The sequence below is a fragment of the Salegentibacter mishustinae genome, assembly GCF_002900095.1.
Taxonomy (GTDB): domain Bacteria; phylum Bacteroidota; class Bacteroidia; order Flavobacteriales; family Flavobacteriaceae; genus Salegentibacter; species Salegentibacter mishustinae.
Genome location: NZ_LLKN01000002.1, coordinates 1,344,306 through 1,367,497, shown reverse-complemented (window position 1 = coordinate 1,367,497; position 23,192 = coordinate 1,344,306). Strand labels below are relative to the sequence as shown.

Sequence of the window (23,192 nt, the reverse complement as noted above, 5' to 3'; positions counted from 1 at the left end):
GCTTTCTTTATTTTAATGAAGCTTTTAAAGCTATAAAAGTTTGCTGTTTAAAGGCTGATTTCATTTTGTTATTATTCACAAATTTCTGGTTCATTTCAAGTTCTATTCCAATATAATTTTCAGGAAATCTCTTTCGTAAATAAGTAGTAAATCCATCTGCTTTTCCCAAATAAGGGTAATTAAACCTAATTTTTAATTCAGGATTCTGATCTTTCAAATTTCGCTTGAAATTTATACAGAATTCTTTTTCTGCACTCCTCGCTGGATCATAAAGTAATCCAATATCTGTATTTCTAATCTCTTCGTTTAAATTTGGAGTAAAAGTGTGTACCGAAAAATGTAGTACTGTCTCCCCTTTTCCTATTAAGTTTGAAATTTGCTTTTCTAACGAATCTCGATATGGAAAATAGTATTGATCTAAAAGCTTAGTTTTCGATGTTTCGGAAAGCTTTTTAGTGAATTCAGAAAATAAATTAGAATGTCCTTTAGACCTATTTACTTCAACTAACAAACGTCCTGTTTCGTAGAAAAATGAAAAATAGGCTAAGTCCTTCAGCTCATTAAAGAGATCGAAAGCACCGGGATCATAACCACGATGAGATTCCAGAATTTCCTGGGCATTAATAAATAAAGCCTGATATTCCTGCGGAATAGTATTGAATGCGTGCTCGCAGGTTAGAATCAGTTTCACGGAATAAATAATTTATTTTCTTCCAGGCAATCTGCTAACTCAAAATAGTTTTTTTTGATATTTTCTTCTGAAAAATCATTCCCTACTGCTTTTAAAATGCGGGTAGAAAGACTCCCATTGCTAAATAAAAACTTGATGCTTTCCTGGTGTTTCTCCGCAATATTTCTTTTTACTTTTGAAAATAAAATACGCCAAATTTCCTTCACTTCTATCGCTTGTGAAAGTCCGAAAATCTTGAGGTAGTCTTTATTACTGATTTTGGTATTTTCAGCATCTTTAATTACCACGTCAAAAATCTCAAAGAGCTCATTTTCGTGCCACTTTTTCTGATCTTCAATAGAAATCAATTCTTCACTAACCAGCAGTTTTAAACATTCAATAATAAAAATAGCAATCGCTAAATCTGCTTTAGGACATTCCTGAACATCTATTACGCGAATTTCAATGGCGTTTCTATCAAAACGAGCAATGGCACCACGAGAATTCAAAAAGTGATGATCCAGGATATTTTCGGTATCGTGCGGTTTTATTGCTTTATTGATGGGTTCAAAAATAGTTTTGTAATAATCGTCTTTAGAAAAAACCTGCTCCGGAATTACCTTTCCCGTCATTTGTGGAATTTCTTTTTGGTTGGTTTTATAAACCTGCATCCTGGCATCTTTAAAACCGGTATATTTTCCTTCAAAAATAGGAGAACTGGCGCTTAACGCAGGGATTATAGGTAAAAGTAAACGCACCGCAGCGTGCAGTTTTTCAAATTCTCCATCATCAAAAAACGGAAGGTTAATATGCATACTTTGCACATTGCTCCAGCCGTGGCCACTGCAATCAAAAATTCTGTTATAAAGCGCGTAAATCTTGCTGGAACTGTGTTTCCATAATTGGGTTTCGGTTTCAGGATGCATTAAAGGATGTGCCGCCGAAGGTAAAAGCCTGGTATTTTTTTTCTTCAGCAATAGATTTACTTCCTTTATATTTTCAGCAAAAAGTAGATCTAGATTTTCTATATCTCCGGTTGGACCATTGGTTTTAAGTTCTACTACATGCCCTACCAGCTCGTTGCTCCATTCAATTTCACCGTTTTCAATATCTGAAGTGATTTCGCCATGTTTGCTAATAAAAAGTTGATCTACGATTGGATTCACTTCAAAACTGGACTCATTGATAAGCATATATTCCAGTTCAATTCCAAAAACTTCAAAAAGATGATATTTCATAATTACTTCTTTTCTAATCTTTCTTTTAACGCCGAAATAATGTCGATATAAACCTGATCGCCATAGTAGCCATCTTCCACACCAAAGTCGATGTTCGGATTATCGTTAATTTCAATAACGAACGGCTTTCCTCCTACTTCTTTGATATCTATGCCGTATAGTCCTTTTCCCATTAGTTTAGCCGATTTTAATGCGGCTTCCAATATTTTCTTCGGAACCTTTTCTATAGGTAAGCAATCAGCATTTCCATCCTGGTCATCTTTCGCTTTTGCGTCCCAGTTGTAAATCTGCCAGTGGCCTTTGGCCATATAATATCGGCAGGCATAAAAAGGTTTATTGTCTAATATTCCTATTCTCCAGTCATATTCAGAAGGAGAAAATTCCTGGGCAATAACAAGTTCAGATTTTTTAAGCATCGTGCTAACCAACTCCTGATATTCCGCAGGGGTGGTCGCTTTCTTTACTCCGAAGGAAAAAGTAGAATCGGGAGATTTTAAAACCACCGGCAGTCCTGTAATTTCCAAAACCTTATCTATATTTTCTTTATGAACTATAAGTGTTTTTGGTGTAGGAATATTGGCGTTTTCCAATGCTTCGGCCATAAAAACCTTGTTACAACATTTAAGAATGGCATCGGGATAATCTACAATGGCGATGCCTTCCTGCTGGGCTTTCCTGGCAAATGCATAGGCTTCATTATTAACTTCGGTACTTTGGCGAATAAATAAGGCATCAAAAGCAGATAAACGCGAGAGATCTTTAGGAGAAATTATTTCTACATAGAAATTCATCTTTTCAGCAATCTCCACAAATTTCTTTAATGCTTTAGCATTACTTGGTGGCGCCGGATCTTCGGGTTGCACTAGAATAGCCAGGTCAAAATCAGCAGTACTGGCTCGCGGTGTATCGTAGCGCTTTTTAGCAAAATACTGAGCTGCAAACGCATACATACTTTCCAAATGTTCTTGCGGAATTTCAGCTTCAGAAATCGCTTTTATACTTTTAATATTCCATTTCGTGGTGAAATTGAATTTTACTCTTAAAAACGGAATTTGGAAATGTCTATGAAACATCGCGCTTAGCTCTTTATATTTTTGAGCCACATTTTGTCCAAAATAAATACTCAGCGTAAATTCCTGCGATTTGATTCCTTTTAAGCTGGTTTGCATTAGATCGTCAAACTCTTCAGAAACTATTTTCACCAACTTTGGTTCCCTAAGATCCACAATGTTTTTTACCGTTGGAATCGCCAAATGTCCTCGTGCTTCGGCTAAAAGAGAAACGTAATAACCTTTAGACTGGTAAGAATAATCTTTGCAAAGATTGAATATTCTGGCGTTTTTAAGCCGGGAAAATTCTGGATTGGTAAGATAGGATTGAGCTGAAACAATCTCTATATGATCCAGTTTTAACTTCCACTTTTCAGGGTGGTTTACAATAATATATTTTTTCATTTAAAAATTGAAAATTCTATCAAATGTAGTCGAAAATCAAATACGCTATAAATAAATCTTGACTTCAATGTTGGATTAATATTCACCAAAACGGTCTATTCAATTTATTCCTTAAATTTTTATTAGTAATTTCAGGGCTTCACTAAATTGAAATACACTTTATATGAAATTAAACCTTTTTAGGCTGGCCCTTTTATTTACGGGTAGTCTGGCGTTTGCTCAAGAAAATAACGATCAAGCTCTGTTGGAAAAAGCCCAAGAAATTCACGAGAATGTAATTACCATAGATACGCACGCCGATATCAATATCAATAATTTCAAGAAAGAGAGGAATTATACCATGGACCTGGGAAACCAGGTTACCCTTCCTAAAATGGAAGCCGGCGGACTTGATGTTGCCTGGTTTATTGTGTATACCGGACAGGATGAACTTACCGAGGAAGGCTTCAAAAATGCTTACGAAAATGCGATGAGTAAGTTTGATGCGATCCATAAACTGGTAGAAGACTTTGCCCCGAATCAAATAGGATTGGCCACCAACTCTCAGGAGGTGCGCAAATTGGTTTCTGAAGGTAAAAAAGTTGCAATGATTGGTGTTGAAAATGGCTATTCAGTAGGACTTGATGTGGAAAATGTTGAAAAATTCTATGATCTTGGCGCCAGATATATGTCCCTCGCACACCAGGGCCATAGCCAGTTAAGCGATTCTAATACCGGCGAAGAAAACGACGAATGGATGCATAACGGACTTAGCGATCTCGGAAAAGAAGTAATTGCAGAAATGAATCGCCTGGGAATGATGATAGATGTTTCACATCCCTCTAAAGAAGCTATCAAACAAATGTTTGAACTTTCTAAAGCCCCGCTTATTGCTTCCCACTCTTCTGCACGCGAGCTTTGTAATCACAGCCGTAATTTAGATGATGAACTTTTAATGTTATTTAAAAAACACGGTGGGGTTGTACAAACGGTTGCCTTTAGCGCATATGTAAATACTGAAAAAGATAAAGCATTCTCTGAGGCAAGTGAAAAAGTTTATGAGGAAAAAGCTGCCGAAATGAATTTTGAAATTCTACCGCGAGATACCGTTAGAGCTTTAAGTAATACCGAAAGAAATGCTTATTATGCAGATTACCAAAAAGTGAGAAATGCAGCGTCTCCAGACATTGAGTTGCTAAAAGAAGAAATTGAACCTGTAGGAGTTTCAGACTTTGTAGACCATATAGATTATATGGTAGATCTAATAGGAATTGAACACGTAGGTATAAGTTCAGATTTTGATGGCGGTGGCGGCATTGATGGCTGGGAAGATGCTTCAGAAACTTTAAATATTACCAAAGAACTGGTGAAAAGAGGTTATACCGAAGAGGAAATAGCCAAACTTTGGGGTGAGAATTTACTTAGAGTCATGGATGAAGTTGATGCAGTAGCTGCCGAACTTCAGAAAGCATAATTTTAAAATTTGAATATTAAAAAAAGCCTGTCTGGTAAATTTACCAGACAGGCTTATTAATTCTAATATCTTAAATTTAGATTATGCGTGTTGCAGATCGTGTTTTCCTTCTTTAATCTCTTCGATCATCTTAGCATTAAAAGCCGGAAGATCGTCAGGATTTCTTGAAGTTACAAAAGCTTCATCTACAACCACTTCTTTATCTACCCAAAGAGCTCCTGCATTTTCCAGGTCTTTTTTGATAGAGTTAAAAGATGTCATTGTTCTACCTTCTACAACTTCTGCATTAATTAAAGTCCAGGCTGCGTGACATATAGCGCCTACAGGTTTACTTTGCTTAAAGAAGTCACGTACAAATACAAGTACATCTTCGTTTCTTCTTAGTTGATCTGGGTTAATTACCCCACCTGGAAGTACTAAAGCATTATATTCTTTAGCGCTTACCTCATTAATGGTGCGATCAACATCTATTTCTCCAGACCAGTTAGTACCTTCCCAGCCTTTAATTTTTCCTTTTTCCAAGCTTATAACGTCAACTTTAAAGCCTTCATTTTCTAAAGCCTCTTTCGGAGAAAATAATTCACTTTTTTCAAATCCGTTTGTGGCTAAAATTGCAATTCTCTTTTCCATAATTCTATCTTCGTTTTTTGGTTTATACAAAGATAAAATACGTTTAGAGGATAGTGTGCTAAGGACATTATAAAAGAAAAGCTGGCTAAAGTTAAACTTTATTAATTCTCTTAAAAGGTTCTAAAATGAAGTTATTTCTCCTTTTTAGATTTCCCTTTCTTCCCTCTATTCTTCTCCCAGTCCATATTATTCTTAAGCGTATCTATTATTTCCTTTTCTTCCTCTAGTTGTGTACGCTTTTCCTGCAGTTTTTCCAATTCCTGGTAAATTGCAGGTTCACCATATTTATTGGGTACTACCCTTTCATTTTTAAGCAAGGCGTACTGTACAGTAAATTCGGCTCCAAAAAATAAAATTAAACAGGTATAGTAAACCCACAGCAAGATAAGGACCACCGAAGAAGCACCACCATAAACCGAAGCAGGTTCACTTTGGCCAAAATAAAAACTTATAAGAGCTTCTCCCAGCAAAAATAGGATGGTAGTAACTGCAGCTCCCAAATAGGTTATTTTCCAGCGCAATTTAATATCGGGTAGTAATTTAAAAATAGCCGCAAATAAAGTTGTGATCACCAGAAATGAAATACTAAAATTAGCTACCTCTACCATAAATTCGGTAATGTTTGGCGCATATTGTTCTATTTCATCTTTTAATACTCGAATTAAAGCAGAAATAACAAGAGATAACAAAAGCAAAAGCCCTATTACCATCACCATTCCAAACGAGATCAATCTATCAAGCAGCATTCTTAAAAAATCGGTTCGTTTTTCGGCAACATTCCAAATATTATTCATCGCCATTTTAAGCTGAAAAAACACTCCGGTAGCACCAAAAAGCAAAGTTCCTATACCAAATATAATGGCCCAGGTAGACTCTGTGGCCAGGGCGGCGCTGGCAATCATATTTTCTATAGCATTTGCAGGCTCCTCCCCCACAAAACCGCTAATTTCTGAAGTTAATCTTCCCTGAACAGCCTCCTGTTCAAAGAAATATCCTGCAAGGGTCACTACAATTATCAGCAAAGACGGTAGAGAGAACAACGCGTAATACGCAATAGTAGCGCTTCGGGCGTATGGTTCATTCTTTATCCAGCTCAAATAGGCCTGTTTAAACAGCGACCATGCAGTTTTAAAAAACTTCATATAATATTATAATTCTCTTTAAAGAGTTCAATATGATGTTTGGTATGCCCTGCGGAAATAAAACCTAAGGCACGGCAACTTGTAGCGCTGCCACTTACAAATCCTTTTCGTACCAACATTTCTTCTGAAAAACTCTGATAAAGCGATATTCCCGAGTCTCTAACTGCTTTAAATTCCTTTTTAAAAGATTTCAAAGTTCTATTTTGGGCAGAACTCATAGGAACATATGCATCGTGATCAAAACCGGGCAATTTAATTCCGGGCTCTCTAGCCAGGGTAAGTGATCTATATTGAAAAATTCTTTCCACATCTATAAGATGCTGAATAACTTCTGCTACGCTCCATTTACCTTCGGCATAGCTATAAGTTAGGTCTTCAGGCTTTATCTTATCCAGTAAACGAAGAAATTCTTCCTTATTTTCCAGAAGTAAAATCCCCAGCTCTAAATTGCCGGGGATTTTTTGTAAATACCTGTCGTAGTACGCATTGTACTCATCAGAATTTAAGCTGTTTGCTATCATATTAAGCTGAATTTCTACTTGCATTGATATTTCCGTAAAGGGAACGAGTAACCATTTTTTCGTAAACTTCCAGCATTTTCTCTGCACTTTTACCTTGATCCTGCAATTCCTGCACTTTTCTAAGCGCGTGCTGCTGTATGGTTAACAATGGTAATACAATGCGCTCTCGCGCCTGAATTGAAGCTTTACCGGCAGGCTGATTTTCCATAAGCTCAGCATAACCCGTTACTTTAAGTAACATGGCATGGGTACGCTTATATTCAGCATAAATGATCTTCCAAAATTCACCAAATTCTTTATCCTTCTCCATATAATTGGTTAGTGCAAAGAAAGATTTCGTAAGACTCATCATAGAATTCTCCAGTAAAGTTTTAAAGAAAACCGAATTATTATAAAGATGCTTTACTTTTTCAAATTCGCCTGCTTCTTCGTACTTTTCCAAAGCGGTTCCTACTCCAAAAAATCCTGGAACGTTTTGTTTTAACTGGCTCCAGCTTCCAACAAATGGAATTGCCCTAAGATCGTCTAGATTAAGTTTAGCCGATTTATTTCTTTTAGAAGGGCGACTACCAATATTGGTTTTAGAATAATATTTAAGCGTACTCATTTTTTCCAAATAAGGAATAAACTTTTCGTGCTGTTTAAAGTCTGTATATGTTTTATAACTTATTTCAGCCAGGTTCGTCATTGTTTCCCGGTCTTCATCGGTTAACTGGTTTTTATCCTGACTAAAAATTTCATTAGAAACCCCCGAACTTAACAATTGCTCCAGGTTATATCTACAAGAATCCCGCGTTCCAAAATTAGAACTAATGGTTTGCCCCTGTACGGTTAATTGAATTTCTTCATTTTCAATACCAGACCCTAAAGATGCGTAGAACTGGTGAGTTTTACCACCACCACGTGCCGGTGGTCCTCCTCTACCATCAAAGAATACGACTTTAATACCGTGTTTCCTGGAAACCTCTGTAAGCATTTCTTTAGCTTTATAGATACTCCAGTTGGCCATTAAATATCCACCATCTTTAGTACCATCGCTAAAACCAAGCATAATTGTTTGCTTATCTCCTCTTCTTTTTAAATGTTCACGGTAAACAGGATTGTTATATAAAGTCTCCATCACATCTGGAGAAGCCTTTAAATCGGGAACAGTTTCAAAAAGAGGAATAATATCTACTGTTGGTTTCTTCCATCCACATAGTTTTAAGAAGGCAAAAGGTTCTAAAATACTTTGTGGCACTTCACTATGGCTAATTATATATCTATTGGCTCCATTCTCTCCATTTTTCTTCTGAATTTCCTGCATCGCATAAATAGAAGAAAGTGTAGATTTTGTTATTCCATCTTCATACTTATCAGGATCTATCTTTCCTTCAGCTTTTGTTAGGATTTCAATTTGTTCTTCATTAGAAAGTGAAGCATAGTTTTTTGGAAATATTTCTGGATGACTTTTTATTACTTCCTCTAAAACTTCAGCGTGTTTTCCGGAATCCTGACGTATGTCCAGGGTTGCGAAATGGTATCCGAAAATATTTACTTTATTGATTAAATCGTTAATCTCTTCAATAAATAAACCCTGGTGTTTCTTCTCTACTATATCTTTGATCTGGTAGAGTTTAGATCTAAAGTCTTCAAGTGACATTTTAATCTTTCCAGTCTTGGAAATTGCACTTTGATAAAGCGGTGTTTCCATTTCGGAAATAATCACATCTACTTCGTTAAAAGTCACTCTTCTTTTAAGAGCTCGAAGATCCCTGTAATAATTCAGTAAAATTGTACTTCTTAATCTTTGGGCTACTTTTAAAGTGATTTCGGTAGTTACGAACGGGTTTCCATCACGGTCTCCCCCTGGCCAGAATCCTAAATTAATAACCTGGTTGCCTATATCTTCGCCATCAAAAATATTCTGCTGAATATAATTATAAATCTTACTTACACTCTGGTAAAATACATTTTCAAAATACCAGATAAGGCTTACGGCTTCATCGTAAGGGGTTGGTTTTTCTTTTTTGAAAAATGGTGTTTTTCCAAGTTGCGCTAAAAGCTTTTTGATAAGGGTAATATCATTTTTCTGAACCGCCTTATCTAAATCGGTTATAATTCCTAAAACTGCACCCGGATAGAATTGTGTAGGGTGAGCAGTTAAAGTTGGCCTCACATTAAAACGTTTAAGATATTCACGAAGCTGTGGTACTTTGTCTTTAGCTTCGGCTTCTTCCTTAACGTTTCTAAGGGTACCACGACCATCCATATTATTCACCGTAGTAAAAGAGGCATCTTCAATAGCATCAAAAAGCACTACCTGTCTTTCTATATACTGAATGAATCTAAAAAGTAAACTGATCTGGTCTTCTTCTGAAGGATCATCCTGATATTTACTGAAGAAATTTTCAATAATTTCTGAAGGGTTTTTGTTGTCTTTAAAGCCCGCTTCGCAAATTTCCTGAAAAAGAGGCAGCAGCGATCCTGTTTTACTAATATCGTCAAAAGGCAGCGTTAAAAATATACTGTTATAAACCTGATATTTTGAAAGTACGCTCTCATTAAAACGTTCTAGTTTTGGTTCTCTGTGCATAATAAATTTTAGTTGATTAAGATTAAATTTAAAGTTATAAAAAAACCCTTTAAACACGTAAGCCTAAAGGGTTTTTATAATAAGTTTAGGATTGCTTACATATCCTGAAAGATAGAATGCATTAAGCGTTTTTTATCGTTTAAGCTCTCTTCTAAAGAAATCATAGTTTCTGTTCTGTAAACTCCTTCAATATCGTCTAACTGAAAGATCACTTCTTTAGCGTGTTGTGTATTGCGCGCTCTAATCTTACAGAATACATTAAATTTACCTGTAGTAACGTGGGCTACAGTTACAAACGGAATTTCGTTAATACGCTCTAGTACAAATTTTGTTTGCGAGGTATTCTTTAGGAATACGCCTACGTAGGCGATAAACGCATAACCTAATTTTTTATAATCAAGGGTTAGTGAAGAACCTTTAATGATTCCTGCTTCCTCCATTTTCTTTACACGCACGTGCACGGTTCCAGCTGATATTAATAGCTTTTTCGCGATATCGGTAAATGGGGTCCTCGTATTCTCAATTAACATATCGAGAATCTGGTGATCTGTTTCGTCTAATTTAAACTTGGCCATTTTTTAAACTTCTTTATTTATATGAAATTCAAAATTAATACAAAATCCTTGAATTATTGCTAAGGTTTTTGAGAATTATTCACATTTAAGAGGTAATTCCACACCATTTAAGACTATTTTATTAACTATAACGTTTTCGGTGAGCGTATTTTCATCGTTAATTTCAATTTTTTTATTCTCACAAAATATTTCTTTATGTGCGAACTTCTTAATTTTAGGTGCTATTTTTTCAATTTCCGGGAAAAAGGACAATTTTCGATCTTTTATTATTTCTTTATATTGAATAGCAATATCCACTACTCCATTTTCTGAGTTAGCGTCCCTCAAAATAATATCGTTAAACAATTTTTCATTTTCAGGAATTTCCTGGTATTTCTGATAATCTATCTGCTGGAAATTATTTTCACTAATAGAGTTTAAAACCGAAACCAGCGCTAAAAAGACGTATTTCCTGGTTTCTTCCCGCTTGTAATCCCCCGGAAAATGCCCTGCTTCAAAAAGAATGGTAGGAGTTTTTGTACTTTGAAAAGTATCTCCGGTACAATTTATATTAAACCCATCATCATACCTTCCTATTCTTCCCGGCAACAATTCAGAAAGATCCTGCGCTATTTTAGCGATAAGCTGCATGCTCTTAATCCGCGAAGGGAAGATTTGCCGGTCTTTATCCATTGAAGGCGTTAAAAACGACAATACAGCCGGTTCAGGATTATTACCTGCACTAAATATAGTGCGTTGATCGTGTAGGTTAAGGCAGAAATCAGGATTGAAATTCTTAAAAACCTGGCTAAGAATTCTGCTTTCTGGCTGACTCAAATCCTGCGCATCCCTATTTAAGTCTATTCTATTAGCATTTACGCGAGTGTAAGCTTCCGCTCCATCTGGATTCAACATCGGGATAATACAAAGACTGCAATTATTCAAAATAGACCGCACTAAAGGTTCTTGTTTATGTATACTTATATAATTAAGCAGATCAAAAACGGCCTTGGTGGTGGTAGATTCATTTCCATGCATTTGTGACCAGGCAAGAATTTTAATCGGTCCATTACCAAATTGAATACTATGAATAGGTTTTCCTAAAACCGATGTTCCAATTTCTTTTAGCGAAAATTCCTCTCCCAAATTATCCAGCAAAACTTGAATGTCTTTTTGCTGGATATACCGCCCTGAAATTTTATGGTTTTTAAATGAATTATAATCTTCAAAAAGCGCTTTAATAAATCCTGTTTCTTCCATGTTTACAAAAGTAAACAATACAAATTTCACAATTGTAAACAGTTAAATTTACTTTTGTTAGTTACAAGTGTAAACACTGCGGCATTCTCACCAACCTCCAAATTGGAATAAATCCTATCCCTTTATTTTAAATATCTAAATTGTTTATTTTTAGTTAATTAAATATAAACAAGTAAAGTTAAACTTTATGCATTTTTAATTAATTACAATTGTAATTTGGTAGCTATTCAGGGTTTGATTACATTTGTAAATAGCAATTTGGCTTTATATAATTTACAATGGTAAACACGGAAGATTTCTCTAAAAGGTTGCATAGAATACTGGAATTTTATGAATTATCGGCCGCTGGTTTTGCCGATAAAATTGAGGTAGGCCGCTCTTCTATTTCGCATATTTTATCGGGTAGAAATAAACCGAGTTTAGATTTTGTAATGAAGATCGTAAAGTCTTTTCCAGAGGTAGAATTATACTGGCTGTTAAATGGAAAAGGAAGTTTTCCTCCTTCAGAAAAACCCACACCTCCACCTGTGGCCAAACCGGAAATTAGTACAACGCAACCACCACGCGAACAAAATATCCAGGAGAAAAGTGAAATGCCTTTTCCTTTTCCGCAGCAAGGAAAAAGCAAACCCATTAGAAAGATTGTTATTTTTTATGAAGATGGCACTTTTGAGGCCTTTGAAAATTGACAGTCCGGTGAAAATAGGTTTATTTTGCAGTTCAAAAGGAATTGCAATAATGAAGAAGCTTTTACTAATATTAAGCCTGGTTTTTATTTTTACAGGCTGTTTTGAACCGGAAAGAAACTGCACCGATTTTAAAACCGGCACATTTGAGTATAAAACCTATTTAAATGGCGAATTAGCCACTTCTACCTTTATAAGGAACGATTCTATAGAAATTGATAAATTCCAGGGGAAATCAGACACCTCATCGGTTAGATGGATCAACGACTGCGAGTATATTCTTAAAAATCTAAATCCAAAGAGTATGGCTGAAGAAAAACCCATTCATATGAAGATCTTAACCACCAATAAAGATGGTTATACTTTTGAATATGGGATTGTAGGCCAGGATAAAAAACAACGCGGCCAGGTAGACCGCGTTAAATAGATTAATCTTTATTCGAAAAATTCTTTTTAAGCAACTGGTTTTGCTCCTCCATTAAATGGTTCATCTTCGATAAAAGCTCAATATCTTTTGGAGTCACTTCCCGCTTGTCTTCAGGGTTCTCGGCTTTAGTTCTAAAACGATTCATCACTTTTATGACCAGAAAAATAGTAAAACCAATAATAATAAAATCCAGGAAAGCTTCTATTAAAGCACCGTAGCCTATCGCCACTTCCTCAATAGCGGTAATACCTTCTGTTTCTGCAACAGCATCGCGTAACACCCATTTCTTATCGGCAAATTCAATACCGTTAGTCATAAGGCTTAAAGGTGGCATCACCACTTCTTTAACCAGGGTGTTGACAACAGAATTAAAAGCGGTACCTATTATAATACCTACCGCCATATCTACCATATTCCCTTTTATGGCAAACTCTTTAAATTCTTTTATAATTCCCATTTACTCATCAAATAATGTCCCCTGGCTTTCAGAAGAGTCAGCTTTATCTTCCTTTTTACCAACGATATTTAACTTATTCTTTTCATCCGAAACCGCTTCATCATCTACCACCTCAATATCTTCTGCAGGTGTTTCGTCTTCCTCTTCGTAGGGTAAAGGTTCTAACGGATTTATCTGTTTAACCTTATCTGTAGTTAATTGGTTTCCAAGAGCCTTAATACCTTTTACCGAAATGAATTCTTCAATATTAACTTCTTCGTTAGGACGCTGTTCTTTACCACGTTGTTTTGAGAATACAATTTCCGCTTGCGGGTAATAATCGGTAGAAACCAGTTCTAAATAGGAGTTTTCATGTTCGCTGATAAATTTTTCCTCCTTATCCGGATTTTCTATTAAAAAACGTTTTACATAAAAACGCTCTTTTTCTGGCTCCCAGTAAATTGCTGAAATTGGTTTTTTCGGCACCCATTTTTCCAATACTACCATTTCTTCATCAAAACGGGTAGTAAGTTCAGGGATTATGGTTTTTGCAGTTCCGTCCTGGGTAACGATCAAAATGCGATCTTCTCCCCTAAATTCTCCAAGAAGTTCTCCGCGTTCATCAACATTCAATCTTTTTACCGTTTCATCAAACCAGATTCTTCTTGGCTTTAAGGTAGAAACACCTTCTTCTTTTAGCTCTACGCGTTTTACAGCGTATTTAGTAACAATATTTCCTTTTACATTTCTGCCCTTAATAAGCATATCGGCAAAGTCAACATCAAATTTTAGTTTTTTAATGCTCCCAACCTGTCTTAGGAAAATAGTCACTACTTCAGCTTCCCCATTAGGATTTGCTGTAAAGTAATGCACTTTTGAATCTTTTTTACCCTGGGTTAAATCGTATTCCCTATCGCGGGTTACCGAGGTCACCGAAAATCTTTTTATATACGATGCTCCGCCTTTACCATCGCGATAAATCATATTATAAATGGTTCGTTTATCTTTTTTCTTAAAGATAGCGACGTGAATAATATCTTTTCCAATAAAGGTTTTAGTATCTACCTTGGTGACCATCATTTTACCATCTGCAGTAAAGCAAATAATATCGTCTATATCACTACAATCGGTGACATACTCGTCTTTCTTAAGTGCAGTACCAATAAAACCTTCTTTACGGTTTACATAAAGTTTTGAGTTTCTAATTACGACCTTGGTTGCTTCTATATCATCAAAAATACGAAGCTCGGTTTTTCGATCTTTCTCCTGCCCGTAATCTTTCTTCAGTTTAGTAAAATAGGCAACGGCATAATCTACCAAATGATCTAAATGATGCTTCACATTGGCGATCTCATCTTCTAAAGACTCAATTTTTTGTTGCGCCTTATCTAAATCGAATTTCGAAATTCTTTTGATCCTAATTTCGGTAAGCCTGGTAATATCTTCGCGGGTTACGGCACGCTTCAGGTGTTTTATATGTGGTTTTAAACCTTCATCTATGGCATTGATCACGCCATCCCAGGTTTCTTCCTCTTCTATCTCACGGTAGATTCGTTTTTCAATAAAAATTCGCTCTAAAGATGAAAAATGCCATTGCTCTTCCAATTCGTCAAGCGTGATCTCCAATTCCCTTTTCAGCAAATGAAGGGTATGATCTGTAGAGCTTCTTAATATTTCTGAAACACCAAGGAAAATAGGCTTATTATCAATAATTACACAGCCTAGCGGTGCGATAGAATTCTCGCAATAGGTAAATGCGTACAGCGCATCTATAGTTCTATCTGGAGAAATATTATTTGGCAAATGAATAAGTATCTCAACTTCGGCAGCGGTATTATCCTCAATCTTCTTGACCTTAATCTTGCCCTTATCGTTCGCTTTTAGAATAGAATCTATTAGCGAGGTAGTTGTGGTTCCATAGGGGATTTCGGTAATTGCCAGGGTATTTTTATCATACTGGCTAATTTTAGCCCGCACTCTTACACGACCTCCCCGCATTCCATCATTATAATTTGAAATATCAGCAATTCCACCCGTAGGAAAATCGGGGAATAAAGTGAATTTTTTTCCTTTTAAATGTTTTATAGAAGCATCTATAAGTTCATTAAAATTATGTGGAAGTACACGAGTACTCAAACCTACAGCAATACCTTCGGCTCCCTGAGCAAGCAACATAGGAAATTTAACCGGTAAGTTTACAGGCTCTTTTTTTCTCCCATCATAAGAAAGTTGCCACTCAGTTAATTTCGGATTAAATAAGACTTCCAGCGCGAATTTAGATAAACGGGCTTCAATATATCTTGGCGCGGCAGATCGGTCTCCGGTTAAAATATTTCCCCAGTTTCCCTGGGTATCGATGAGAATATCTTTCTGGCCCATTTGTACCATTGCATCACCAATACTGGCATCGCCGTGTGGGTGATACTGCATGGTATGCCCTACGATATTTGCTACTTTATTGTAACGGCCATCGTCCAGATCTTTCATAGAATGCATGATACGGCGCTGCACCGGTTTGAAACCATCTTCCATGGCAGGTACCGCACGCTCCAGAATCACATAAGATGCATAGTCAAGAAACCAGTCTTTATACATTCCGGTTACTTTTATAAGCTCTTCTTTTGGTTGTTCTAAATGTTCATCCTTAGCTTCTTCCTGGTTTTCTTCCATTAAGCTGTAGTTTTTTGATTTTCCACTATTTTCTGCATAGAAGCTATCATGCCACGCTTCTTTTTACGGCTGAGAAAAGTAGTATTAAAAGTATATTTTTTGTAACCGCGTCTTCTGCGCGAACTTATATAAATTGTTACTGCGGAATAAAAAAAGTAATCACTAAATCTAAATTTACCCAACTTACGCTTGGGAAATTCTGCCTTCTTTACCCGGTATTCCATAAATTTTGAAAAGAAAACACCGTTATTCTTTAGATTTAGGGTTTCACCATCGCTGTCAAAGTCAAAACTCTGACCTATTTTATGCACATAAAAACCAAGTATAAGCACCACAATATTTGGTACATAATGACTGAACCTTACCGGTTCTTCGCTACTCATTAGCTCAATATTCACAAAAATATTGGTGACAAATATCGCCACCAAAACGATGTACATTGAAGGAACTATTTTTACTTCATTTCTATTGGTGAATCTCATAAGCCCAACTCTTCAATAAGGTCAAGTTCAACTTTAAGATTGTCGATAATAAATTCCTGCCTGTCTGGCGTATTTTTACCCATATAGAAATTAAGCATTTCGTCTATAGACTTTTCTTTGTCCAGCATCACTGGATCTAATCGAATATCTTCACCAATAAAATGCTGAAATTCATCTGGTGAAATTTCCCCTAAACCTTTAAATCGAGTAATTTCTGCTTTTCCGGTTAATTTTTCTACCGCATTTTTACGTTCCTGTTCACTATAACAATAAATAGTTTCTTTCTTATTACGAACTCTAAACAACGGAGTTTGCAGGATATAAAGATGATTTTCCTTGATTAATTCGGGAAAAAACTGGAGAAAAAATGTAATCAACAAAAGACGAATATGCATTCCATCTACATCGGCATCAGTTGCAATTACAATATTATTATATCTAAGATCTTCTAAAGATTCTTCAATATTAAGTGCGGCTTGCAATAAATTGAATTCTTCATTTTCGTAAACAATCTTTTTACTTAAACCATAACTGTTTAAAGGTTTCCCTTTTAAACTGAAAACCGCTTGAGTATTGACATCACGAGATTTGGTAATAGAACCACTCGCCGAATCTCCCTCGGTAATAAATAAAGTAGTTTCTAAATAGCGTTCTTTCTTACTGTCTCCAAGATGAATACGGCAATCACGTAATTTTTTATTGTGAAGACTGGCTTTTTTAGCCCTATCCTTTGCAAGTTTTCTAATTCCCGAAAGATCTTTACGCTCCCTTTCGGCCTGTAAAATTTTACGCTGAAGCCTATCGGCAGTTTCCTGGTTTTTGTGCAGGTAATTATCCAGCTGTGTTTTTAGAAAATCGTTAATGTATGTCCGTACGGTGGGCATTTTCCCACCCATATCTGTAGAACCCAGTTTTGTTTTAGTCTGACTTTCAAAAACAGGCTCCATTACTTTAATACTAATTGCCGATACTATAGATTTTCTAATATCGCTGGCATCGTAATTTTTTCCGTAGAACTCGCGTACCGTTTTAACTATTGCCTCTCTAAAAGCCGCCAGGTGTGTTCCTCCCTGGGAAGTATTTTGCCCATTCACAAAAGAATGATATTCTTCACTATATTGGGCTTTACTATGTGTTAATGCAACTTCAATATCCTCACCGCGCATATGAATAATTTCATATAAACGCTCATCTTCGTGAATACTATCTTTTAAAAGGTCTTTAAGTCCGTTTTCTGAATAGAATTTTTCGCCGTTAAAAATTATGGTTAACCCTGGATTCAGGTACACATAATTTTTCAGCATTTTTTCTATATACTCATTTCTGAACTTGAAATTCTTAAAAATAACCTCATCGGGAACAAAGGTAACCTTGGTTCCGCGACGACGGGAAGTTTCATCAAGATGTTCTTCATCCTTTAATTCTCCCTGCTCAAATTCGGCAGCGTGAGATTTCCCATCTCTGGAAGATTCAACTCTAAAATATGAAGAAAGTGCATTTACGGCTTTAGTACCAACTCCATTAAGTCCAACCGATTTCTTAAAGGCACGGGTATCGTATTTCCCGCCCGTATTCATTTTTGAAACTACATCAACTACTTTTCCTAAAGGAATACCACGACCATAATCCCGAACAATCACACGCTGATTTTGCACCGAGATCTCAATGGTTTTGCCAGATCCCATTACAAATTCATCAATACTGTTATCCAGTACTTCTTTTAGGAGAATATAAATCCCATCATCAGCACTGGAGCCGTCTCCCAGCTTACCAATGTACATTCCGGGACGCATTCTAATATGTTCTTTCCAGTCTAAAGACCGTATATTATCTTCAGTATACTTCGTTTCCTGGCTCATAAGTAGTTCATGGAGTTGTGGCGCTAATATAAGGCATAGCCCAAAAAGTTAAAACAAAGCTGGACTATTTTAATTAACAAAGATTTAAAATTTAATGTTAATTATAATTTTAAGGGAAAATAACTATTTAGAAGGAAGTTTTACCAAATTTACCCAAAACTCTTCAATTTGATTAATGGCTTTCATAAAATCGCCAACTTCTATAGGTTTTGTGATATAACAGTTGGCATAATTTTGATACGAGTTATCAATGTCTTCCTGGGATGAGGAAGTGGTAAGCATTATTACCGGTATCTTTTTTAATTTCTCGTGTTGCTTTATATATTTTAATACTTCGTGCCCATTCATTTTTGGAAGATTCACGTCTAATAGAATCAGATCTGGAGTAAGTGCTTTTTTAAAAGCTCCATCTTTATTTAAAAAATCTACGGCTTCCCTTCCATCTCTAACCACACTTAACTTGTTGAGAATTCTACCTTCTTCAAGAGCCTCTGTAGTTAAGATTATATCTCCTTCATTATCTTCAACTAAAAGTATATGTATAGATTCCATAGCAATAAAATTCTTTTAAAAATTTTAATAGTATAATATAAGGATATTAATAATGCTTAACCAAAATCCTTATTACTTTAATTAACAATAAGAGTTAAAATGTAAGAATTATATTACAATTTAGCAATACTTTTTGAAATTGTAAAATGAAATTTGGTCCCTTCACCTTCCAGGGATTCCAGCCATATTTTACCGCCAAGATTTTCTATGATCTTTTTCGTCACTGCAAGCCCCATTCCGGTACCGGAATATTCTTCACGGCGATGCAAGCGCTGAAATATTACAAAAATACGATCAAAATATTCCTGCTCTATTCCAATCCCATTGTCTTGAATAGTAAACTCCCAGAAATCTTCAGTTTCGTTGTGTTTTATGTTTATTTCCGGACTTATACCTTCTTTACTATATTTTATAGCGTTACTAATTAAATTCTGAAAAACCTGTCTTATCGGGCTTTTAGGTGCTTCTATTACCGGAAGGGTTTCGGTTATAATTTTTACTTTTTTATCTGAAATCTTTTTTCGATAAAGGTGTTTTACATCATCCAGAACATCATTTATATCAACTGTCTCCAATTTATCTTCGGTTCTCCCTACCCTGGAAAACTCTAAAAGATCCAGGATAATTTGCCGCATTCTTTTTGCGCCATCTACCGCAAAATCTATATACAACAAACCTTTTTCATCTAAAACATCACCATACTTCTTTTCTAATTGGGTAAGAAAACTGGTTACCATCCTTAAAGGTTCCTGGAGATCGTGAGAAGCCACATAGGCGAATTGCTCTAATTCGGCATTAGAAATTGCAAGTTCTTTAGCCCGCTTTTTTAAGTCTAAATTTAATTTTTCAAGTGAATTTTCATACTGTTTCTTGCGGGTGATATCCTGCATTGCTCCAACCATTCTTTTGGCTATTCCATTTTTGTCCCTAACTATAAAGCCCCGGTCAAAAACATCTAGATATTGCCCGTGAACATTTTTAAATCTATACTCCTCTTCCCAAATCTCAGTATTATCACTTACTGCTTGTTGAAAGCTTTCATCAATTCTTTTGCGATCATCGGGATGAATATTTTCGTACCACGGGCTAAGGTCTGGCTTTAAATTTTTGAGTTTGAAACCAAATAAATTTTCAAAACCGGCACCCCAAACTACACTTTCATCCTCGGCATTGTAGTCCCAAATAGCATCTGAGGTTGCTTTTGTGGCAAAACGGTATCTTTCATTCGCATTTTCAAGTTCTTTCTCGTAGGCTTTTATATTGGTGACATCACGTAAAACCCCTATCATTCTTATCGCTTCGCCCTCTTCATTCCTAATAATATACCCGCTTTCAATAATATCAAGGTAACTTCCGTCAGCTTTCCTGAAGCAATATTCAGAAAACCATCTATTTATATTAGTATTTTTTAGGCTGGCTTCCAGATCTCGTTCTACTGCAGCAACATCATCGGGATGCACACCAGAACTCCATTTATCTAAGTTAGAATGTTTGCCGTCACGCTCATAGCCAAACATTTTATAAAAACCATCTCCCCATTGTAATTCATCGTTTATAGCATCCCAATCATAAATAGCATCTTCGGTAGCTTTATTTACAAATTCGAAACGCTGGTTACTTCGTTTTAAGGCGATCTCATTAAGATGAAATTCTATAATTAATTGTAGCAGCCCAATTGTTCTCCTAATAGTTCTTTTCTCCTGGATTTTCTCTGGTAAGGGATCATTTTTATAGAAAACAGAAAATATTCCCAGCGTTTCTCCTTTTGAATCTATAATAGGAAAAGACCAACAACAATCAATTTTATTTTCTAAAGCTATGGTTTTCAATGGTGAATCTATTGCATCTTTTGTTTTTAAGATATTTGATTCTTTTCCCTTAAAGCTTAACGAACAAATTCCATTTTCCTCCTTTATTGATCGCCCCTCCAGGGCATCAACCAAAGTTAGAGGGGTGCCTCCAGAAGCCCAATTATGTAATTTGCCATTTTCCAATTTCTGTATAATGAAAAAAGCATTAGGATTTATAACCTCTAATTTTTCGAGGTAAAAATTCAAAATTTGCTTTAGTCTTAAACCTTTTTTAAAGTTCATTTCCAGGATTTTGCGCTCCAGGTATTCCAGTTCCTGAAAACGCAATTTTTCGGTAACATCCCTGGAATTTGCAACAAAACCTTTTACAGCTGGGTCGTCCATAAGGTTGGTTACCGTAGTTTCCAACCAACGCCAGCCACCATTTTTATGGCTAAATCTAAACGGACTTATTTCTATCCTTTTCTTAAATAAAATCTTTTCAAATTTCTCCTGAACTCTTTCCACATCTTCCGGGTGAACAAACTCAAAAGCATTTCGATTACTGAAATCCTCAGGAGTATATCCCAATACGGAAATGGAAGTAGGGCTGGCATACAAATAATCCCCATTTTCATCTAATAAAGCAATAAGATCTCCCCCCTCCTGCACCAGGCCTTTAAAACGTTGCTCACTAAGCTGAAGCTGCTCTTCTGCGAGTTTCCTCTTTGAAATATCGGTCATTATACCTCTAAGCCACTTTACCTTTCCATTTTCTTTAACTATTGAAACCACATCACTTACCCAAACATAACTGCCATCCCCTTTTAGCATCCTATATTCAAAACTGTGGTTTTTTTCTTCTCTAACCTGATTCATACAGAAATTGATGGCATATTCCCTATCTTCAGGATGAATGTGTTCTTCCCAGAATTTAGGATCATTATACCATTTGGAAGGTTCAATTCCTATAAGGTCTATAGCCTGCCTACTTACAAAAGTGAATTCAAAAGTTTCAATATCCAGTTCCCAAAAAACACCTTCAATACTCTGTATCAATCCTTCGTACTGTTCCTTTGCTTTATTCAAAGCAATTTCGGCCTCTTTTTTCTTTGAAATATCTATTCCTATACATTGAATTTCTGTAGGATTCCCTTCAGCATCAGTAAGAGCTACAAAATCCCAAACTGTAGTGCGCACCTTCCCATCACGTCTTGGTTTCCCTATTTCTATTTGAAAGGTTTCGTTAGGGTTTTCCAGGCACTTTAGGGCTGTAGCTTCAACTTTAGGCCTATCTTCTTCAATTACAGCAACCATGCAGTTATCTCCTATTACGCCAGATTTTTCGTGTATCCAACCAAAATCTTCCTTAAATTTATTATTGTAATAAGTATAATTTCCGTAAATATCTGTTCTAATCACATAATTAGTCTGCGAATCCAGCAAACTACTCTGCCTGGATTCATTGATCTCCAATAATTCGTAAGCTACTTTTTCTTCGGTTACATCAAGCACTATAGAATCCCAAACTATGCTTCCGTCAGAAAGTTTTTGAGGAGCTCCAATTCCTCTATTCCACCTAATCCCTTTATCTGGGTGGTTTATTCGCCATTCTTTGGACCAGACCTGCAAATTTTTAGCAGACTCCATAATAGTTTGGTTCACATATTCAAAATCTTCTTTACTGTATAAATCCCATACTCTTTTATTATCGAGAGTAGCCTCATCTGCAGAAACACCCCAAACCTCTTTCGCTCCTTCACTCACATACATTAATTCATCCTCACCGTTAGGTTTAAGTTTATATCTAAATACAACTCCGGGAATATTATCGTTTATATGCTTAAGCCTGGTTTCAACCAATTTTCGAGCAGTAATATCCTGGGTAGCGCCGTATAGACGAATACACTTTCCATTTCTTAACTCTGCCTTTCCGGTAGCCCTAATCCACTTATCGTTATTTTTAGCGGTAACTATTTCCAGTTCAAGGTCAAAACCCTTTCCAGTTTCAATAGCGTTGGAAACCGCATCACTTATTATGGCTTTATCTTTATCTGATTTATAAAAAGCTATGGCAGTCTCCAGTTTAGGGATATAATTATGTGGAACTTCGTGAATCTTCTTAAGCATATTGCACCAATGAAGCTTATCTTCTTCTAGATCTAATTCCCAGCTTCCTATTTGCGCTAACTCCTGAGTTTCCTTTAATAGATTTTCATTATCTCTAAGATTTTTTAAGGAATTTTGCTCTTTTTCTTTAGCTACAACGGTATGCGTAATATCCCGAAGACGGTGCAATATAAAGTCGGTTTCCCCTTTATCGTTTGTAACAGGAATATTATCTGCCTCCCAGAATTTACGCTGTAAAGTTCCGGTCTCCGAGTCGGTTAGATCGTATCTAAACGATGAAATATGATCTGGCTTTCCAGATTCCATTGCATTTTGCAAAGAGGAAGAAAGTATATCTTCAAATTCCTTACCTACGCTCTCACCGGTAAAAAATTCTATTAGATCACTCCCTAAAAGCTTTTCCTTTTTGATTCCGGTAATTTCTTCAAAAGAACGATTAACCTCAATTATATTGAATCTCGGCAAATCTGGTTTTAATAACACACAGTTGTCTGGAAAAGACTGGAATATTTCCTTTAATTGGTCAGGGCTTATCATTGTAGGCTAATTACGAATTTCACTATGGATACAAAACTCCATTTCAGGCTGAAAATACTTAAAATCTTTGAAATAATTTAACAGCCTGGCACAAAAAAACCGAAGCTTATACTTAGTACTTCGGTT

General features: G+C 36.0%; 18 protein-coding genes. 3 read left to right on the top strand and 15 right to left on the bottom strand.

The annotated features are described in order from the left end of the window. Nucleotides 1–7: 7 nt before the first annotated feature. From APB85_RS09135 to APB85_RS09125, 3 genes are read right to left on the bottom strand one after another with little or no spacing between them, the layout of a single operon-like run. Nucleotides 8–691, bottom strand: a complete 684-nt coding sequence (locus APB85_RS09135) for an N-formylglutamate amidohydrolase (protein WP_057483058.1) — start codon at nucleotides 689–691, stop codon at nucleotides 8–10. Continuing rightward, nucleotides 688–1,908, bottom strand: coding sequence for a carboxylate-amine ligase (locus APB85_RS09130; RefSeq protein ID WP_057483057.1), 1,221 nt, complete (start codon nucleotides 1,906–1,908; stop codon nucleotides 688–690). The genes APB85_RS09135 and APB85_RS09130 overlap by 4 nt, the downstream gene beginning before the upstream one ends. Nucleotides 1,909–1,910: 2 nt before the next feature. Beyond that, on the bottom strand, nucleotides 1,911–3,362 hold the full coding sequence (locus tag APB85_RS09125) for a RimK family protein (protein WP_057483056.1): 1,452 nt from the start codon (nucleotides 3,360–3,362) through the stop codon (nucleotides 1,911–1,913). Nucleotides 3,363–3,525: 163 nt separating this feature from the next. Between APB85_RS09125 and APB85_RS09120 the strand changes: the two genes are divergently transcribed. Beyond that, entirely contained in the window at nucleotides 3,526–4,815 is a 1,290-nt protein-coding gene (locus APB85_RS09120; RefSeq protein ID WP_057483055.1) for a dipeptidase, read from the top strand. Between the two features lie 81 nt (nucleotides 4,816–4,896). On the opposite strand, the gene APB85_RS09115 is transcribed toward APB85_RS09120, so the two are convergent. From APB85_RS09115 to APB85_RS09090, 6 genes are all read right to left on the bottom strand, one after another. Beyond that, nucleotides 4,897–5,445: a type 1 glutamine amidotransferase domain-containing protein gene (locus tag APB85_RS09115; protein WP_057483253.1), complete on the bottom strand. Its 549-nt coding sequence runs from the start codon at nucleotides 5,443–5,445 to the stop codon at nucleotides 4,897–4,899. 131 nt (nucleotides 5,446–5,576) lie between these two features. Continuing rightward, nucleotides 5,577–6,542 (bottom strand): YihY/virulence factor BrkB family protein, encoded by a 966-nt coding sequence (locus APB85_RS09110; protein ID WP_308430025.1) that lies wholly within the window; start codon nucleotides 6,540–6,542, stop codon nucleotides 5,577–5,579. Nucleotides 6,543–6,583: 41 nt separating this feature from the next. Further along, nucleotides 6,584–7,108 (bottom strand): DinB family protein, encoded by a 525-nt coding sequence (locus APB85_RS09105; protein ID WP_057483252.1) that lies wholly within the window; start codon nucleotides 7,106–7,108, stop codon nucleotides 6,584–6,586. 1 nt (nucleotide 7,109) lies between these two features. After that, complete coding sequence (locus APB85_RS09100) at nucleotides 7,110–9,683, bottom strand: phosphoenolpyruvate carboxylase (RefSeq protein ID WP_057483053.1); 2,574 nt, start codon at nucleotides 9,681–9,683, stop codon at nucleotides 7,110–7,112. Between the two features lie 95 nt (nucleotides 9,684–9,778). Further along, nucleotides 9,779–10,258, bottom strand: a complete 480-nt coding sequence (locus APB85_RS09095) for an Lrp/AsnC family transcriptional regulator (RefSeq protein WP_037314044.1) — start codon at nucleotides 10,256–10,258, stop codon at nucleotides 9,779–9,781. A gap of 75 nt (nucleotides 10,259–10,333) precedes the next feature. Next, a complete protein-coding gene (locus APB85_RS09090; RefSeq protein WP_229792220.1) occupies nucleotides 10,334–11,527 on the bottom strand; it encodes a M14 family metallopeptidase in 1,194 nt (397 codons plus the stop codon). A gap of 248 nt (nucleotides 11,528–11,775) precedes the next feature. Between APB85_RS09090 and APB85_RS09085 the strand changes: the two genes are divergently transcribed. After that, nucleotides 11,776–12,186 carry a helix-turn-helix domain-containing protein gene (locus APB85_RS09085; RefSeq protein ID WP_057483051.1) on the top strand — a complete coding sequence of 137 codons (411 nt, stop codon included), beginning with the start codon at nucleotides 11,776–11,778 and terminating at the stop codon, nucleotides 12,184–12,186. Between the two features lie 49 nt (nucleotides 12,187–12,235). Continuing rightward, entirely contained in the window at nucleotides 12,236–12,610 is a 375-nt protein-coding gene (locus APB85_RS09080; protein ID WP_057483251.1) for a hypothetical protein, read from the top strand. Nucleotide 12,611: 1 nt separating this feature from the next. Here APB85_RS09080 and mscL read toward each other — a convergent pair whose 3' ends face one another. The 6 genes from mscL to APB85_RS09050 all read right to left on the bottom strand — a co-directional run bounded on the left by mscL (nucleotide 12,612) and on the right by APB85_RS09050 (nucleotide 23,066). Beyond that, the gene (gene mscL / locus APB85_RS09075; RefSeq protein WP_057483050.1) at nucleotides 12,612–13,067 is read right to left on the bottom strand and encodes a large-conductance mechanosensitive channel protein MscL; all 456 of its coding nucleotides are present in this window, start codon (nucleotides 13,065–13,067) and stop codon (nucleotides 12,612–12,614) included. Then, nucleotides 13,068–15,716: a DNA gyrase/topoisomerase IV subunit A gene (locus APB85_RS09070; protein ID WP_057483049.1), complete on the bottom strand. Its 2,649-nt coding sequence runs from the start codon at nucleotides 15,714–15,716 to the stop codon at nucleotides 13,068–13,070. Continuing rightward, nucleotides 15,716–16,198, bottom strand: coding sequence for a hypothetical protein (locus tag APB85_RS09065; protein WP_057483048.1), 483 nt, complete (start codon nucleotides 16,196–16,198; stop codon nucleotides 15,716–15,718). The genes APB85_RS09070 and APB85_RS09065 overlap by 1 nt, the downstream gene beginning before the upstream one ends. Next, nucleotides 16,195–18,057, bottom strand: coding sequence for a DNA topoisomerase IV subunit B (locus APB85_RS09060; protein WP_057483047.1), 1,863 nt, complete (start codon nucleotides 18,055–18,057; stop codon nucleotides 16,195–16,197). The genes APB85_RS09065 and APB85_RS09060 overlap by 4 nt, the downstream gene beginning before the upstream one ends. Before the next feature lie 123 nt (nucleotides 18,058–18,180). Continuing rightward, the gene (locus tag APB85_RS09055; protein ID WP_057483046.1) at nucleotides 18,181–18,609 is read right to left on the bottom strand and encodes a response regulator; all 429 of its coding nucleotides are present in this window, start codon (nucleotides 18,607–18,609) and stop codon (nucleotides 18,181–18,183) included. Between the two features lie 113 nt (nucleotides 18,610–18,722). Continuing rightward, entirely contained in the window at nucleotides 18,723–23,066 is a 4,344-nt protein-coding gene (locus APB85_RS09050) for a PAS domain-containing protein (protein WP_057483045.1), read from the bottom strand. Nucleotides 23,067–23,192 lie beyond the last annotated feature (126 nt).

Bases quoted from the DNA above. Each gene is read 5' to 3' on its own strand.
- APB85_RS09115 (WP_057483253.1), bottom strand. From the start codon at position 5,445: ATGGAAAAGAGAATTGCAATTTTAGCCACAAACGGATTTGAAAAAAGT.
- APB85_RS09055 (WP_057483046.1), bottom strand. From the start codon at position 18,609: ATGGAATCTATACATATACTTTTAGTTGAAGATAATGAAGGAGATATA.
- APB85_RS09065 (WP_057483048.1), bottom strand. From the start codon at position 16,198: ATGAGATTCACCAATAGAAATGAAGTAAAAATAGTTCCTTCAATGTAC.
- APB85_RS09070 (WP_057483049.1), bottom strand. From the start codon at position 15,716: ATGGAAGAAAACCAGGAAGAAGCTAAGGATGAACATTTAGAACAACCA.
- APB85_RS09085 (WP_057483051.1), top strand. From the start codon at position 11,776: ATGGTAAACACGGAAGATTTCTCTAAAAGGTTGCATAGAATACTGGAA.
- APB85_RS09100 (WP_057483053.1), bottom strand. From the start codon at position 9,683: ATGCACAGAGAACCAAAACTAGAACGTTTTAATGAGAGCGTACTTTCA.
- APB85_RS09125 (WP_057483056.1), bottom strand. From the start codon at position 3,362: ATGAAAAAATATATTATTGTAAACCACCCTGAAAAGTGGAAGTTAAAA.
- APB85_RS09120 (WP_057483055.1), top strand. From the start codon at position 3,526: ATGAAATTAAACCTTTTTAGGCTGGCCCTTTTATTTACGGGTAGTCTG.
- APB85_RS09050 (WP_057483045.1), bottom strand. From the start codon at position 23,066: ATGATAAGCCCTGACCAATTAAAGGAAATATTCCAGTCTTTTCCAGAC.
- APB85_RS09080 (WP_057483251.1), top strand. From the start codon at position 12,236: ATGAAGAAGCTTTTACTAATATTAAGCCTGGTTTTTATTTTTACAGGC.
- APB85_RS09060 (WP_057483047.1), bottom strand. From the start codon at position 18,057: ATGAGCCAGGAAACGAAGTATACTGAAGATAATATACGGTCTTTAGAC.
- APB85_RS09095 (WP_037314044.1), bottom strand. From the start codon at position 10,258: ATGGCCAAGTTTAAATTAGACGAAACAGATCACCAGATTCTCGATATG.
- APB85_RS09130 (WP_057483057.1), bottom strand. From the start codon at position 1,908: ATGAAATATCATCTTTTTGAAGTTTTTGGAATTGAACTGGAATATATG.
- mscL (WP_057483050.1), bottom strand. From the start codon at position 13,067: ATGGGAATTATAAAAGAATTTAAAGAGTTTGCCATAAAAGGGAATATG.
- APB85_RS09105 (WP_057483252.1), bottom strand. From the start codon at position 7,108: ATGATAGCAAACAGCTTAAATTCTGATGAGTACAATGCGTACTACGAC.